Source organism: Streptomyces sp. SP17BM10 (genome assembly GCF_036322405.1).
In the GTDB taxonomy this organism is placed as follows: domain Bacteria; phylum Actinomycetota; class Actinomycetes; order Streptomycetales; family Streptomycetaceae; genus Kitasatospora.
This window is the reverse complement of the sequence record NZ_JAQYXB010000424.1, coordinates 79,806-94,777: the sequence shown is the minus strand read 5'-3', so window position 1 is coordinate 94,777 and position 14,972 is coordinate 79,806. Positions and strand designations below refer to the sequence as shown.

Here is a 14,972-nt window from a genome sequence, read left to right as displayed (position 1 = left end):
CGGCGCGAGGGCCACGGCTACGGCGTGGTCCCGGCGCGGGCCACCACGTCGAGCAGGTACCCGATGTCCCCGGGCCGCGCCGCGACGAAGCTGCGCTCGGCGGCGCACCGCCCGATCCGGTGGCTGTACTCCCCGCCGTCCAGCCGCCGGACCTCCAGCCCCGCCTCGGCCGCGAGCAGGCTGCCGGCCGGGAGGTCGATCTCCTCCGGCCGGTAGCCGACGAACCCGTCGATGCCCCCGCGCGCCAGCAACGACCACGTGAGCAGCGGAGCCCACAGCTGCAGCAGCCGGCGCGAGCCCGCCTCCAGCGCGGCCTTCAGCCCGCACGCGCCCGGGTCGTCCCGCGCGACCCCGTGCCCCTGCGTCCACGCCAGCACCGGCCCACCGGACGGCAACCCACCGGACGGCAACCCACCGGACGGCAGCCCGCCGGCCGCGCCCGAGATCCGCCCGTGCGGACCGTACGCGCCGCCACCCCGCAGCGCCCTCCAGGTCCCCCCGCTCACCGGATCGTGCACCACGCCGACCACCGGCTGCTCCTCGACGCACAGCGCGATGCCGACGACGTACGCGGCCAGGCCGATCACCACGTTGTTGCTGCCGTCGAGCGGATCGACCAGCCAGGTCCGCCCCGGCCGGTCCCCGTCCAGCAGGCCCGCCTCCTCGGCGAGGATGCGGTCGCGCGGGAAGCTCTCCCGGATCCGCGCCACCACCAGGTCCTCGGCCAGCAGGTCGAGATCGGTCACCACGTCGCCGTGCCCACCCTTGGGGCGCACGCGGTGCTCCTGCCGGAAACGCGAGCGCAGCAGCGCACCGGCCCGCTCCGCCGCGTCCACCGCGATCCGGCACTCGGCGGCGAACCCGCCCGCGCCCTCAGCCCCGTTCACGGATCCGCCTGGCACAGGTCCGGGCGAGCCCGGCGGTGCGGGCCGGGTCGCAGGTGCGGCGCACCGTGCGCCGCGCCGGGGCGTGCACCGGGCCGAGCATCAGGTTCTGTCCGTCGGCCCGGGTCCGGGCGAGGACCAGGGTCGCCGCCGGGCCCCCGTCCGGGACGGCCGTCGTGTGGAAGGTCCCGGCGGCCAGCGTGTACGTGTCGCCCCGGGCGCCCGTGTGCCGGGCCTCCACCTCCCCGCGCACCAGCCGCGGGGTCGGCCGCAGCACGTCCACCCCCGAGCCGTCGCTCTCCACGACGAAGAGCCGGTGCGTCGGCCGCTCCGGCGCGTCCGACACCCGGATCCGGGTGTTGCCGATCCGCCCGTACAGCACACTGCTGGTCAACTGCCAGCTGTGGCAGTGCGCCAGGGACTCCTGCAGCCCGCCGGGCTCGAAGACGTGCACGCACACGCCGAGTTCGCCCTGGCGCAGCACCGGCAGGCAGAAGAAGCCGAGCGGGTGCACCACGGCGCTCAACGGCCGCGCGCCGCAGGCGATCTCCTCCAGCTCCCGGATCACCACGGCGGGCAGCCCGGGTGCGGCCGAGGTGCGGCCGGCCAGCCGCTCCAGCACGGCGAAGTCCATGGGGTGTCACCTCCGGTAGGGGTTCTCCGCCCGCAGCGCCTTGTCGACGATCTCGCCGACGTCGCGGTCCGTCAGGTCGGCGGGCAGGGGCAGCCCCAGCCGCTCGAACAGCCGGCGCACCTCGTCGACGGTCGGTTCGTCGCTCAGGGGCTCCGCGTCGCGCAGGTCGAGCTTGACCGCCTGCTCGCGGTAGTGGTGCAGGTCGGTGACGTAGTAGTCGTACAGCGCCCGGCCCTTCTCGACGTACAGGCTCACCCGGCCGGGGTCGTCCTGGGTGACGATCGCGCAGGACGCCGACAGGTCGTAGCGCAGCGTCGGGACCACCGAGGACAGGTGGACGTCGATCTCCAGGGTGTCCAGCCGCTGGCGGTACCAGCAGGCGGCGAGCACGGTGGCCAGCGACTCCTTGCGGGTGCGCCCGGTGCTCCAGGGCTCGGCGTCCGACGGGCGCCCGAAGGCCTGCCGGAACCGCGCGTAGGCCCGGCAGGCCCGCTCGTCGCCCGGGTGCACGATGTCGATCTTGACGGTCAGGGCACGCCGCCCGCGCTGCGCCTCGCGGACGCACTCCGGCAGGGTGACGGCCCGCAGGTACGTCCCGGTGCCGCCCTTGAACACCCACCGGTCGGTGTCCTGCCGGGCCCGGGCGAGGGCCTGCTCGACCTCGGAGCCGGCGAGCTCCCGGACCGCCGTCATGCCCTCCAGCGCGCGCCTGGTCCCGGCCATCGCGTCCCGGATGTCGGCGGCCCGGCGCCTGCGGTCCGCGAGCGTCCCGTACACGAGCGCGGCCAGCACCAGCAGGGTCGCGCCCGATCCGATCCGCTCCGCAACCGTGTCGCCGACCAGGTCGAGCAGACCGACCACCACGGCGCCGGTGAACGCCACGACGCCGTCCGAGTTCCTGATCGCCCAGGCGAGCGCGCGCTCCAGGCGGTGCCCCGGCTCTGCCGTCATCCCGGTCAACGCCCCCTCCCGCCTGCACCCTCATGGTAGGGGCGGGTACGCGTCAACCGCCATGGGGCGACGGTGCGTTGGCGACAGCACGGGGCGCCTGAGGGGCGCGCGACCGGCGCGGCGGCCGCGGAACCCGGGGCACGTCACGGTCCGGTCGTGTTTCGGGTCCGCCCGCTCCTGGCACATCGCCCGGCGCGGACCGGGCGGAGAACCGATGTGCGACCAAGCCATTGAGGCCGGGCCACTCACACCCCTAAACTCGCGCCCGTCCGTGACCTTCCGTCACGGATACCCCACGTGTCCGGTGTCGCTCGATCCGATCCGGCTCACCGGCCGATGTCCCCCAACCAACCCTCGTGGAGGACGCTTTGAAGGCACCAACCATACGCCGGACGCTCCTGGCGGGGGTGAGCAGCCTGGCCCTCGCGGCCTCCGGGGCGCTCGCAGCGCCCACGGTCGGCGTCGTCGTGGCCGCCGCCTACCCGGTGGTGCGCCCGGCGGTCGCCGACTACGTGCAGGTCTCGGCCGGCACGACGCCGCCGACCCCGGCGCAGTGCGAGTCGGCGGGCCGCCGCTGTTTCACCCCCCAGGGGATCCGGGCCGCCTACGACCTCGGCCCGCTGTACGCCGGCGGCCAGAACGGCAGGGGCCAGACGATCGCCATCGTCGACGCGTACGGCAGCGACACCATGGCGCACGACCTGCACGTCTTCGACCAGGCCTTCGGGATCGACGCGATGTGCGGCGAGGAGGGCGTGGCCTGCGGGCCGGGCATGCCGACCTTCAGCGAGCTGCACGTGCAGGGGGCGCCGGGCACCACCGCGCCGCCGTCCACCAGCCAGGGCACCGGCCAGGAGGACAAGGCGGCCTGGGCGCTGGAGGTCGCGCTCGACGTCGAGACCGCGCACGCGATGGCCCCCGGTGCCGACATCCTGCTGGTCACCACGCCCACCGCCGAGACGCTCGGCGTCCAGGGCTTCCCCGCCATGATGGACGCCGAGCAGTACGTGATCGACCACCACCTGGCGAACGTCATCTCGCAGTCCTTCGCCTCCGACGAGGGGGCGTTCGCGAGCCCCCAGTCGATCGACCCCTTGCGCCACGCCTTCAAGTCGGCGGCCCTGAACAGCGTCACGGTGCTCGGCTCCTCCGGCGACAACGGCACGGCCGGCTCGAAGAAGACACCGGTGAAGTCGGGCGGCACCACTCTCCCGGGCCCGTCGGTCGAATGGCCGGCCTCCGACCCGCTGGTGACCGGCGTCGGCGGCACGTACCTGTGCACCGACCCCGGTGCGACCGGCAGCCGGTCCGTGGACAGCGCCGACGCACCGGGCAAGTGCCAGGCCGACCCCGGTGCGGCCGAGGTCGGTTGGACCTATGCGGGCGGCGGGTTCAGCAAGGTCTTCGACAAGCCTGCCTACCAGTCCGCGCTGCCCACCGGCTCCACGCCGATCGGCGCCAAGCGCGGAGTGCCGGACGTGTCCCTGCAAGCGGCCCCCGGCACCGGCGCGCTGGTCTACCTCTCCCTGCCGCCGGACGGCTCGTCCGGCCTCGGCTGCGGTGGCACCCCGTGCAGCACGGGCTGGTACGACATCGGCGGCACCTCGCTCTCCTGCCCGCAGTGGGCCGGCCTGGTCTCGATCGCGGACCAGATCAACGGCGGTGGCCTCGGCCAGATCAACCCCGCGCTGTACAGGCTGGGCGCCGCCCCCGCCACCTACGCGGCCGACTTCAACGATGTCACCCTCGGCAACAACACCGCCGACCCGACGGTGCCCGGCTACCCCGCCACCAGCGGCTGGGACCCGATCACCGGCCTCGGCACGCCCGACGCGGCGAAACTGCTGCCCGACCTGGTCCGCGCCGTCCGCACCGGGTGAGCCCCACCGCCCGCACGAGGGGCCCGGCCGCACCGGCCGTTCCCGGGTGAACCAGGGCCCCTGAGCACCTCGCCCCGCCGGGCCGCTGCCCGGCGGGGCGACGCCCCGCAGCCCCCGGGGCCGGCCGCAGGGCAGGATCCGGGCGGCCGACGGACTTCCGCCGAGGACCCGGGGGCCGGCCGGGTCAGGCGTCCTCGCCGAGGTCCTGCTCGCACCAGATGGTCTTGCCGTTCCCGCTGCGCCGGGTGCCCCAGCGCTGGGTGAGCTGGGCGACCAGCAGCAGGCCGCGGCCGCCCTCGTCGAAGGTGCGGGCCCGGCGCAGGTGGGGGGCGGTGCTGCCGGCGTCGGAGACCTCGCAGATGAGCGAGCGGTCGTGGATGAGCCGCAGGCGGATCGGTTCGCTGCCGTAGCGGATGGCGTTGGTGACGAGTTCACTGACGACCAGTTCGGTCACGAAGGCGCAGTCCGCCAGGCCCCATGCCGTCAGGCGGCGGACGGCGTCGGCGCGGACGGCGGCGACCGCGGCGAAGTCGGCGGGCACCGCCCAGGTCGCGACCCGCTCGGGGTCCAGACGCCGGACCCGGGAGAGCAGCAGGGTGGCATCGTCGGCGGGGCGGCCGGGCGGCAGGGCCCGCACGATCCGCTCGCACCGGGCTTCCAGGGACTCGTCCAGGGCGGCCAGGGCGCTGCGCAGCGCGTGGAGGCCGGCGTCCATCGAACGGTGGCGGGTCGCGACCAGGCCGTCGGTGTACAGGGCGAGCAGGCTCTCCTGCGGCAGTTCGGTCTCGACCGCTTCGAAGGGCAGTCCGCCCAGCCCGAGCGGCGGACCGGCCGGCATCCGCAGGACGACCGGGTCACGGCCGGGACTGGCCACGACGGGAGCCGGGTGACCGGCCGTGGCCAGCGAGCAGCGGCCCGACACCGGGTCGTACACGGCGTACAGGCAGGTGGCGGTGACCTCTCCGGTGCTCTGCGCGTCCGGGGCCGCCGCGGTGTCGGAGGCCAGCCGGATGACCAGGTCGTCGAGCCGGGTGAGCAGTTCGTCCGGTGCGAGGTCCACGTCGGCGAGGGTACGCACGGCCGAGCGCAGTTGGCCCATCGTGGCGGAGGCCCGCAGGCCGTGCCCGATCACGTCGCCGACCACCAGTGCCACCCGCGCGCCGGACAGCGGGATCACGTCGAACCAGTCGCCGCCCACGCCGAGCCTGGGGTCCGCCGGCAGGTACCGGTAGGCCGCCGCGGCGGCGGAGTGCTCCGGAAGCCGCTGCGGGAGCAGGCTGCGGCGCAGGGCGAGCGCCGTGCCGCGCTCGCGGGCGAAGCGCCGGGCGTTGTCCAGTGCGACGGCTGCCCTGGCCACCAGTTCCTCGGCCAGTGCCAGGTCTTCGGGCCGGAACGGCTCGGGGTTGCGGAAGCGGACGAACTGCACCACGCCCAGGGTGGTGCCCCGGGCGGTGACCGGGACGTGGATCCAGGAGTGGAAGCCGTACGCACGGCTGCCGGCGGCCCGCGGGGGATCGGCGGCCAGCCACGCCGTGATGGCGCGGTCCTGCGTGCGGTGCAGCTCGGAGCGCCCGGTCGCCAGGCTGCGCAGCGGGGGCGAGTCCGGCGGGAAGACGTCGATCCCGCCCGGGCGGACCGAGGCCTCCGCGACGCCCGCCGGTACGGACCGGTGCGCGGCCCGGCGCAGTACGCCGTCGGCGACCGCTCCGGCGGCGGGCTCCTCGCCGTCCGCCACGCCCTCCAGCAGGTCGACGGCGACGAAGTCGGCGAGCCGGGGCACCGCCACGTCCGCCAGCTCCTGCGCCGTGCCGGGGACGTCCAGGGTGGTGCCGATCCGGGCGCCCGCGTCGTACAGCAGCCGCAGCCGCTCCCGGGCCTCCTCGGCCAGGCCGGCCACCGCGCGCAGTTCGGTGGTGTCCCGCAGCGTCGCCACGAGACCGGAGGGCCGGTCGCGGGCGGTCATCGGCCGGAGGTTGACGGCCAGCAGGCGGTCGCCGGCCGGGTGCACCTCGTCGGTGACGCTGCGCCCGGAGGCCAGCAGTGCGGCCATGCCCGGGTCCAGGCCCAGCTCGTCCAGCCGCCGGCCCTGCGCGTCCGGGCGCAGGGCGAGCAGCTGCCGCGCCTCGTCGTTGGCCAGCATCAGACGGTGGTCGGCGTCCAGGATCAGCACGCCTTCGCGGACCGCGTGCAGGACGGCGTCGTGGTGCTCGTACATCCGGGTCATCTCGATCGGCCCCAAGCCGCGGGTCTGGCGGCGCAACCGGGTGTTCACCAGTACCGCACCGCCGGCGGCGAGGACCACCACACCGGCCGCGGCGCCGAGCAGCACCGGCAACTGGCGGTTGACGGTGGCGCTGATGTCCGTGGTCTGCACGCCGGTGGAGACCAGGCCGACCACGTCGCCGTGCGCGTCCTTGACGGGAACGAGCGCCCGGACCGCCTTCTGGGGGGAGCCGCTGAAGACTTCGGTGAAGGACTGCCCGGCCGCCGCCCGGGCGATGTCGCCTTGCGTGCGTTGGCCGATCAGGGCGGGCACCGGGTCGGTGTAGCGGATCCCGCCGGTGCTGAGCACGTCGACGAAGTCGACGCCCGAGCCCCGCTGGGCCGCCAGGGCGAGCGGCTGGAGGACGGCGGTGGGGTCGGGCGACTGCTGCAGCACCTGGGCCAGGCCGGGGGCCTGGGCGAAGCCCGTCGCGACGGCGAGCGACGTGTGCCGGGCGTCGTTCTGGGCGTCGGTCACGGTCTTGAGCACCAGGACGGTCATCCCGACCGCGGCGAGCAGCAGCAGAACCGTGAGTTGCCAGAGGAAGGCCTGCCCGGCCACGCTCCGCGGGCCGAAGCGCGGGACCGGTCGCGCCGGTGGCGCCGCCCGGTCGCCGCCCGGCCGCGGTTCACCGCCGGGCCGGGGTGGTGGAGGGCGGGACCCGCGCATCCGGCGGATCGGTGGCCACATCGGACGGAACTTGCCCATGTACGGCTTCTACCCGCCTGCCGCCGACCGCTGCAGGCCGGCTGGCCGACGGCTCGGGGCCCGTGCCCGGTGGAGGCGGGGGTCCGTGAGCGTGGGAGTCAGGTGTTGCGATACCGGAATTCCAGATCCTATATTCCGGGTGTGAGTTCGAACGCGGAGCGAGAACCCCGGACGGGCTGGACGTTCCTGACCCAGCACGCACGGATCCTGGTGATGGCCTCCCGCGACCCCGACGTCCGGCTGCGGGACCTGGCGGCCGCGTGCGGGCTCACCGAGCGCGCCGTGCGGTCGGTCGTGGCCGACCTGGAGCGCGCCGGCTACCTGACCCACGAGCGGGTGGGGCGCCGGAACCGGTACCGGATCGTGCCGGGCACCCCCTTCCGCCACCCCGCCGAGGGACACCTCGACGTCGACGTCCTCCTGCACGTACTGGACGGCCGGGACCGCGCGGGCCAGGACCGGCCCGCGTCCGGCGACGCGCCGCACGCGACGACCTCGACCGAGGCGCCGGACGCGGACCGCGCCCCTGACGCGCCGCGATGACGCCCGCCACCGACAGGCCCCCGAGGCCCGGGGCCGGGAGGGAGAACCCGCCATGGACGACGACACCGCCGCGCTCACCTCCGGGCCGCCCGCCCCTCAGGCCGCGGACGTCCTCCCGAACCGGGAGCGCTCGACGCGGCACGCGCCGCGTGCCGCCGCCAGCCTGTGCGCGTACACCGCCACCACCTCCTCCTCGGCCGACGGGCGCCGGTGCGTGACCCTGTCGGGAGAAATCGACATGGACAACGCCGCCGCGGTGCGCCGGGTCCTGGCCACGACCCTGGGGGAGAGCCGCACCGGCCTGGACGTCGACCTCGCCGCCGTCGGCTTCTGCAACAGCAGCGGGCTGCACGTCCTGCTGGACCTGCGCAGGCACGCGGCGAACACCGGCAAGAGCCTCGTCCTGACCGGGCTCAGCCCCGCCGTGGCACGGCTGCTGGAGATCACCGAGACCGCGCCCCTGTTCGCCGGCCCGGCCCGGCCGGGCTCCGGGCCCGGCCACGGCGCCGCCTCCTCCGGAACGCCACCCAAGCCGGAACCCGACCTCCCGTAACCGGCGCCCACCGGACAACCGAACCCGCCGCCGGCACCCGCGGAACCCGGCCCCCTGGGGCTTCCCGCACGACCGTTCCACCGGGCGGTGCTCCTGGCCTGACGTTGCGTCATGCAGCCTGTGAGGGTGAGCCGTTCGACACCGGGAGCGCTGGACCTGGTGCTCCGGGAGCGCGGCGGATCGGTCGGGTACGCCGTCCTGACCTCGATGGGGTCGGTGCTGTCCGTGCCGGTGCTGTTCGTGCAGGGCGCGCTGCTCTCGACCCCCTTGGCGGTCGTCATGCTGTTCGCGGGTACGGGATGGGGGCCGGTCCGGACCGCCGCCGGGACCGCCGGCGCAGCGGTGCCCCTGATCGGCTGGGCACTGGCGATCCGCTCCGCCGTCCGGAGCGTGCACCGGATCGTTTCGCCCCCGTCCCCGGACCACCGACCACCGACCACCGTCACCCTCGTCCGCGGGCCCGGGCGGGGCGGCCGAAGCCCGTCACCGAACCGCGGCGGATCGGAGGCGGCTGAACACGGCCCGCCCCGCCACCAGAACCCCTGGGGCAAGCCCCCTTCACGCCCCCCTGCGCCGGCCGCAAAACGCGGGTGTGAGAGAGTCGGCGGCCCGGAACACGAGGAGAAGCCGATGCACGGCAACGGGCCTGGAGGCGCGGACGGTCCCGGCGCCGGCCGGGTCATGGTGGTGGACGACGACGCGGCGATCCGGCGCACCCTGGAACGCGGCCTTCGACTGAGCGGATTCACCGTCGCCCTGGCCGAGGACGGCGAGACGGCGCTCGCCCGTCTGCTGCCCGCCGCCCCGGACGTCCTGGTGCTCGACGTCTCGATGCCCGGCATCAGCGGCGCCGAGGTCTGCCGGACCCTGCGCGCCCGGGGAGACGACATCCCGGTCCTGATGCTGTCGGCGCTGGACGAACCCGCCGACCGGGTGGCCGGCCTGCAAGCCGGCGCGGACGACTACCTGGTGAAACCGTTCGCCCTGGAAGAACTGGTGCTGCGCCTGCGCGCCCTGCTGCGCCGCCGCCCGCCCCAGCCCACCGACCGGGTGCTGGCCGGCCCGCTGGTGATCGACCCGGCCACCCGGCAGGCCCACCTCGACGGACACGAACTGCGGCTCACCCGGCGCGAGTTCGAGCTGCTCGCGCACCTGGCCAGGAACACCGGCCTCGTGCTCTCGCGGGAACTGCTGCTGGAACGGGTCTGGGGCTACGACTTCGAGGTGCGCAGCGACGCCGTGGACACCTTCGTCAGCTACCTGCGGCGCAAACTGGAGGCCGACGGCCGGCCCCGGCTGATCCACACCGTCCGGGGCGTCGGCTTCGTGCTGCGACTGCCCGACGGGCGGTAGCGGCCGCCGTGAGACTCTCCACCCGGATCGCCCTGTGGGCCGCCGCCGTGGTGCCGCTGCTGGTCCTGCTGGCCGGGCTGCTCCTGCTGCCCCTGGTGGGCCGGGACCTGCGCCACCAGCAGGACGCCCGGCTGGCCGAGCGCGCCGCCGCCGTCCTGCCGAGCGCACGCACCCTGGTGGCCGCCGACACCCAGGGCCGGCCCAAGGCCGAACAGAACCAGCAGCGCAAGGTCCTGGACGCCGCCCTGGACTCGGGCGTACGGGTCACCGCCCCGGACGGCACCGTGCTGCTGGCGGGCGGACCACAGCCCGCCGACGACCGTGCCTTCCCCACCACGCCGGGCGGACCGGTCACCGTCCGCGACCACGGCACCGCCTGGCGGGTACTGACCGTCCGCGTCCCCGGCGGCGAGGCGGGCAGCGGCGGAACGCTGTGGGTCAGCGAGTCCGGCGGCCTGGCGGGCAGCCAGACGGCCACTGTGCGCCGACGGGTCCTGTTCGTGGCCGCGCTCGCGGCGCCGATCTCCGCCCTGATCGGCTTCGTCCTCGCCGAGCGCGCCACCGCACCGCTGCGCCGGCTCAGCCGCCGCGCCTCGGAACTCGACCCGGCCGCTTCCCCCGGCGACGGCGATGGCGATGGCGACGGCGGACCGGGCGGGGGAGGGGAGCCCCGCGTGGGGCGCCCGGGTGCCGCCGCACGCTTCGCGGCCGAGCGCAGCGGCACCGCCGAGGTGGACGAACTCGCCACCGCGCTGGCCCTGTTGCTCTCCCGTTACGACGAACAGGCGCTGCGCACCGTCCAGGCGCTGGAGACCGCGCGCTCGTTCTCGGCGGCCGCCTCGCACGAGCTGCGGACGCCGCTGATGAGCCTGGGCACCAACCTGGACGTGCTGGCCGCCCACCACGACCTCCCGCCCGCCGAACGGGCCGAGATCGTGGCCGAGCTGCGCGACGACCACGCCCGGCTGCTGGACCTGCTCACCGCGCTCGGCACGCTGGCGCGCGGCGACCTCGTCGAGGTCGACTCCTTCGGCCCGGTCGACCTCGCCGAACTCGCCGACGCGGCCGCCGCCGAGGTCCGGCGCCGGCACCCGGCCGCCGACTTCACCGTCGAACTCCCGCCGGAGCTCAGGCTGTTCGGCTGGGAGGCCGGGCTGCGGATGCTGCTCGTCAACCTGCTGGTCAACGCCGCCGTGCACGGGCGCGGCGGAGCGGAACGGACGGAGCCGGCCCGGGTGACCGTGCGGCTCGCCCCGGCCGGGACGCTCGCGCTGCTCACCGTCGACGACACCGGGCCGGGCGTGCCGGCGGGCGAGCGGGAGGCGGTCTTCCACCGTTTCCACCGCCGGCGCGACAGTCCCGGCTCGGGGCTCGGGCTCACCCTGGTCGCCCAGCAGGCCGCACTGCACCGGGGCACCGTCCGGATCACCGAGCCGCCGGGCGGCAGGGGATGCCGGGTGGAGGTCCGCCTGCCACGGCCCGACGCCGACGCACCGACCCTCCGGCTCCCGGCGCGGCGGGACTGGATCGCGGGCGGGGAGCACTGAGCGCTGAGCGCACGCCGCCACCCGGCGTTCCCCGGTTCGTGTTCCCCGGCCCCGCGTTCCTCCGCCCCGCGTTCCACAGGGAATCCACAAGAACCCGTCCTACGCTCCCGGCGACCGGGCCGGACCGGGCCTGCAACCACCGGCCCGGTCCCGAGACCGTCCACGGCAGAAAGGGACGCCCATGTCCGTCAACAGCACGTCCGCCGACCCCACGTCCGTCCGCCGCAGGGCCGTCCGCGGCAGGGCCGCCGCCCTCGGCGCCCTCGCCCTCGCCGGCTCGCTGCTCGCCACCGTCCCCGCCCGGGCCGACGGGACGGGCGGCTCGCCCTCCGCGGCCCCGTCCGCCGGATCCACGCCCACGGGCGACGGCGCGCAGGCCGTCTGCAAGCGGCTGCCGAAGACGGAGCAGCGCGTCACGAAGGCGCTCGCCCGGCTGAACGGCGACGCCTCCGTGGCGGGGTCGGTCGCGCGCCTGCAGCAGCGGGCCGACAACGCCAAGGCCGCCGGCCACACGGAGATCGAGAAGCTCCTCAACGACCGTCTCACCGCCCGCAAGGGCCTGCTCACCACCCTGCAGACCCGCCAGAGCGACCTCGGCCCCGTCGCCACCTGGTGCGCCGCCCACGACCAGGGCAAGTCCCGGTGACCGCCCGCCCGCGCGCCGTCCTCGCGGCCCTGGCCCTCGCGGGGGCCGCCCTGCTCACCTCCTGCGGCCCGGCCGGGCACCCGGCCCCCGGCGCCGCCGACACCGGGCAGGTGCAGGACATGCGGCACAAGCTCGACGCCGCCGACAGCGCGGCCGACCAGGCCGACACCGACGCGGCGGCCGACGGCAACTGACGTGCCACCCGCTCGCCGGCCCGCTCACCGAGCGGGCCGGCGCTCGCGTGAGCCGGTCGCGGACCGGGGCTCCCGGAGCGAGCGCTGCCGATTTTCTGTTATGCCAATTGACACAACCTCAGTCCCGTCCCTAAGGTCTCCAGGCATGGACGAGGTCAAGAAGCGCGGCCGCCCCAGGAAGGACCCCGCGCAACTGGCGCGCTGGACTCCCCCCGAGGGGTGGTCGCGGCTGGTCGCCTGGGTGTCGCCCGAGGAGAAGAAGGCCCTCAAGCACGTCGCGGTCGAGGCGGAGGTCTCGGTCGCCGACCTCGTCCGCGCGCTCGCGGGCGGGCTGGCCGCCGGGGCGATCACGCACGAGGAACTGCTGGGTCACGTCAGAAAGGGCATCCAGGTCATGGAGAAGATCCCGACGCTGTTCGACCGGGACGACGCCTTCCGCGTCATCGACCGGCCCCGCGCCGAATGCGCGTGGGTCTTCGAGGGCGAGGGGGTCCCGACCGAGAAGCTGGACGGCACCAACGTCCGCCTCACCGTGCGCGCCGGACGGCTCGTCCGGGTCGAGAAGCGCCGCAACCCGACGAAGGCCCAGAAGCAGCAGGGCATCCGCGACGGCTGGTACGTCGACACCGACGAGCAGGCCGCCGAGGACAAGTGGATCCTCGCCGCCGCCCACGGCACCGACACCACCGCCTGGCCCGACGGCGAGCACTCCTGCGAGGCCCTCGGCCCCCGCATCCAGGGCAACCCGCTCGGCGTCACCGAACACCACTGCGTCCCGTTCAACCTCCAGGTGCCGGTCTACCAGGACGTGCCCCGGAGCTACGCGGGCCTGCGCGACTACCTGGCCGACATGGAGAGCCGCTACACCCCGGGCGCCCTCGCGGAAGGCATCGTCTTCCACCACCCCGACGGCCGCCGCGCCAAGATCAAGCGCAAGGACTTCCCCAAGTCCGCCTGACCCACCCCGGCCGGCCCAGGCCGACAAGGGGGACGGCGGCCTGCCCCTTCGTCGCGCCGGGAGGCCGTGGCCGCGGGATCTGAGTACCGGTACTCATGCCAGGAGTCCGTCCGGGCGGGCGTAATGGCGGCGTGAGCACAACGAAGTACACCCTGGACGCCCACGACCCGACGTGGTGGCACTACCCGGTGGCCGCCGTCTTCCTGGCCCCGCTCTGCTGGCTGGTCCTGCTGGCAGCCGTGGCCGGCCGATCCCTGTTCGGCCACTGCGCCCTGCACTCCGGATGCGGCCACGACAGCCAGGACATCCACCGGCATGTCGCCCTCGCACTCGGCTGCGCCCAACTCGCCCTTGCCCTGGCCTCCTGGCCGATGCCCCTGACCCGCCGCCGGACGATCACCCGCTTCGTCCTGTTCGCGCTCTCCGCCCTGTGCGGTGTCGGCGCCGTCCTGGTGGTCCTGATGTCGTGAGCCCCGGCGCGGGCGACCGCGAGGTCCGGGGAGGAGCCCGCCGACCGCGCGGTGAGCCGGCGTGCCGTTTGCCCGTCGGCCCCGGTGGCCAGGCGAATAGCGGACCGGACCCCGCCGGTGTACTGTCCCGGACAAGAAACGGGGACAGTTCCCCACTTCTTGTGGTCCGGAGCCGGGGGAGAGGAACACCATGGACGGGACGGCACTGGTACTGGGCGGCGGAGGACCGGTCGGCGGCGCGTGGCTGACCGGCGTACTTGCGGGACTCGCCGACGGCGGAATCGACCCCACGGCAGCCGACACCGTCATCGGCACCTCGGCCGGAGCCGTCTTCGGGGCCCGCCTCGCCTGCGGCGAACCCGCCCGCGAGCTGTACGAACGCCAGCTGGCGGACCTCGACCGGGTCGACATGGGCGTCACCGCCGCACAGACCCTGCGCTTCCTGTGGGCGGCCCTCGCCACCCGCGACCCGGAACGCTCGATCCGGCGCCTTGGCCGCGCCGCCCTGACCACGCGCACCGCCCCCGCCCAGGACCTCCACGCGACCGTGCGCACCCTGCTGCGCGACGCCACCGCCTGGCCCGCGCAAACACTGCGGATCACCGCCGTGGACGCGCGGACCGGCAGCGTCGAGGCCTTCGACGCCGACTCCGCGCTCGACCTCGCGGACGCCGTCGCCGCCAGCTGCGCCGTCCCGCTGGTGTGGCCGCCGGCCGTCGCCCTGGGGCGGCGGTGGATCGACGGTGGCAGCCGCTCCACCGGCAACCTCCAGCTGGCCGCCGGCCACCGCCAGGTGCTGGCCCTCTCGCCCGTCCCCGCCGCCGTCGGACCGCATCCCAGCGCCCAACAGCAGGCGGCACAGCTGCGCGCCGCCGGCGCGCACGTCACCCTGATCGCCCCGGACGCCGGGGCCCGCCGTGCGATGGGACGCAACCTGACCGCCAACGCCCGCCGCCCGGCCGCCGCGCGGGCCGGACACCGGCAGGGCGCGGCCCTCGCCGCCTCGGTCGCCCGCACCTGGCCGGCCAGGGCGTGAACCGGGAGGGGAAGGAGTGTGGCGGCGGTCTCAATGGCGGCCGTCCGGTGTCGACTCAGCGTGGTGGTCGTGGGCCCGGTCGGTGACGTCGCCAAGGGCCGGGCGGTGAGTGCGCTCACACACGAATGCCAGGCACGACGGCGGGTAGTGGGGCCCGTTCCGCACCATGCCGCGACCACGCCGACGGACGCTCGCCCAACGGGAGGAAGGGCCGGGGGGCTCCGTCCGGCCCCGCCATCGAACCCGTGCCGCCTCTCCGGCTACGACCGCGGATCGTAGCGAGGGGGCCTTGGAGAGCGCCCTGGCGGTCTGGCACCTTGGCATTCGTCGTCGGCCACACCGGCTCCTGTCC

Annotated in this window: 14 protein-coding genes; 10 read left to right on the top strand and 4 right to left on the bottom strand. The window is 75.4% G+C overall.

The features are described from left to right. Positions 1-17: 17 nt before the first annotated feature. From PUR71_RS04440 to PUR71_RS04430, 3 genes are read right to left on the bottom strand one after another with little or no spacing between them, the layout of a single operon-like run. Positions 18-887 carry an inositol monophosphatase family protein gene (locus PUR71_RS04440; RefSeq protein WP_329924987.1) on the bottom strand — a complete coding sequence of 290 codons (870 nt, stop codon included), beginning with the start codon at positions 885-887 and terminating at the stop codon, positions 18-20. Next, complete coding sequence (locus PUR71_RS04435) at positions 874-1,518, bottom strand: hypothetical protein (protein ID WP_329924986.1); 645 nt, start codon at positions 1,516-1,518, stop codon at positions 874-876. The genes PUR71_RS04440 and PUR71_RS04435 overlap by 14 nt, the downstream gene beginning before the upstream one ends. Positions 1,519-1,524: 6 nt before the next feature. Then, positions 1,525-2,469, bottom strand: a complete 945-nt coding sequence (locus tag PUR71_RS04430) for a hypothetical protein (RefSeq protein WP_329924985.1) — start codon at positions 2,467-2,469, stop codon at positions 1,525-1,527. Between the two features lie 407 nt (positions 2,470-2,876). Between PUR71_RS04430 and PUR71_RS04425 the strand changes: the two genes are divergently transcribed. After that, complete coding sequence (locus PUR71_RS04425; protein WP_329924984.1) at positions 2,877-4,349, top strand: S53 family peptidase; 1,473 nt, start codon at positions 2,877-2,879, stop codon at positions 4,347-4,349. A 184-nt stretch (positions 4,350-4,533) separates the two neighbouring features. Here PUR71_RS04425 and PUR71_RS04420 read toward each other — a convergent pair whose 3' ends face one another. Next, entirely contained in the window at positions 4,534-7,173 is a 2,640-nt protein-coding gene (locus tag PUR71_RS04420; RefSeq protein WP_329924983.1) for a SpoIIE family protein phosphatase, read from the bottom strand. A 288-nt stretch (positions 7,174-7,461) separates the two neighbouring features. Between PUR71_RS04420 and PUR71_RS04415 the strand changes: the two genes are divergently transcribed. The 9 genes from PUR71_RS04415 (at position 7,462) to PUR71_RS04375 (ending at position 14,620) form a co-directional block, all read left to right on the top strand. Continuing rightward, a complete protein-coding gene (locus PUR71_RS04415) occupies positions 7,462-7,863 on the top strand; it encodes a helix-turn-helix transcriptional regulator (RefSeq protein WP_329924982.1) in 402 nt (133 codons plus the stop codon). Between the two features lie 52 nt (positions 7,864-7,915). Then, entirely contained in the window at positions 7,916-8,416 is a 501-nt protein-coding gene (locus PUR71_RS04410) for an STAS domain-containing protein (RefSeq protein ID WP_329924981.1), read from the top strand. A gap of 630 nt (positions 8,417-9,046) precedes the next feature. Next, the gene (locus PUR71_RS04405) at positions 9,047-9,769 is read left to right on the top strand and encodes a response regulator transcription factor (protein ID WP_329924980.1); all 723 of its coding nucleotides are present in this window, start codon (positions 9,047-9,049) and stop codon (positions 9,767-9,769) included. Between the two features lie 8 nt (positions 9,770-9,777). Next, the gene (locus PUR71_RS04400) at positions 9,778-11,316 is read left to right on the top strand and encodes a sensor histidine kinase (protein ID WP_329924979.1); all 1,539 of its coding nucleotides are present in this window, start codon (positions 9,778-9,780) and stop codon (positions 11,314-11,316) included. Positions 11,317-11,497: 181 nt separating this feature from the next. Next, positions 11,498-11,962: a hypothetical protein gene (locus PUR71_RS04395; protein ID WP_329924978.1), complete on the top strand. Its 465-nt coding sequence runs from the start codon at positions 11,498-11,500 to the stop codon at positions 11,960-11,962. Next, complete coding sequence (locus PUR71_RS04390; RefSeq protein ID WP_329924977.1) at positions 11,959-12,156, top strand: hypothetical protein; 198 nt, start codon at positions 11,959-11,961, stop codon at positions 12,154-12,156. The genes PUR71_RS04395 and PUR71_RS04390 overlap by 4 nt, the downstream gene beginning before the upstream one ends. A gap of 145 nt (positions 12,157-12,301) precedes the next feature. Next, positions 12,302-13,114 carry a hypothetical protein gene (locus PUR71_RS04385; protein ID WP_329924976.1) on the top strand — a complete coding sequence of 271 codons (813 nt, stop codon included), beginning with the start codon at positions 12,302-12,304 and terminating at the stop codon, positions 13,112-13,114. Positions 13,115-13,245: 131 nt separating this feature from the next. After that, the gene (locus PUR71_RS04380) at positions 13,246-13,584 is read left to right on the top strand and encodes a hypothetical protein (protein ID WP_329924975.1); all 339 of its coding nucleotides are present in this window, start codon (positions 13,246-13,248) and stop codon (positions 13,582-13,584) included. 190 nt (positions 13,585-13,774) lie between these two features. Next, complete coding sequence (locus PUR71_RS04375) at positions 13,775-14,620, top strand: patatin-like phospholipase family protein (RefSeq protein WP_329924974.1); 846 nt, start codon at positions 13,775-13,777, stop codon at positions 14,618-14,620. The last annotated feature ends 352 nt before the right edge of the window (positions 14,621-14,972 follow it).

Coding starts and splice junctions, on each gene's coding strand:
- PUR71_RS04410 (WP_329924981.1), top strand. CDS start 7,916: ATGGACGACGACACCGCCGCGCTCACCTCCGGGCCGCCCGCCCCTCAG.
- PUR71_RS04375 (WP_329924974.1), top strand. CDS start 13,775: ATGGACGGGACGGCACTGGTACTGGGCGGCGGAGGACCGGTCGGCGGC.
- PUR71_RS04385 (WP_329924976.1), top strand. CDS start 12,302: ATGGACGAGGTCAAGAAGCGCGGCCGCCCCAGGAAGGACCCCGCGCAA.
- PUR71_RS04395 (WP_329924978.1), top strand. CDS start 11,498: ATGTCCGTCAACAGCACGTCCGCCGACCCCACGTCCGTCCGCCGCAGG.
- PUR71_RS04430 (WP_329924985.1), bottom strand. CDS start 2,469: ATGACGGCAGAGCCGGGGCACCGCCTGGAGCGCGCGCTCGCCTGGGCG.
- PUR71_RS04405 (WP_329924980.1), top strand. CDS start 9,047: ATGCACGGCAACGGGCCTGGAGGCGCGGACGGTCCCGGCGCCGGCCGG.
- PUR71_RS04435 (WP_329924986.1), bottom strand. CDS start 1,518: ATGGACTTCGCCGTGCTGGAGCGGCTGGCCGGCCGCACCTCGGCCGCA.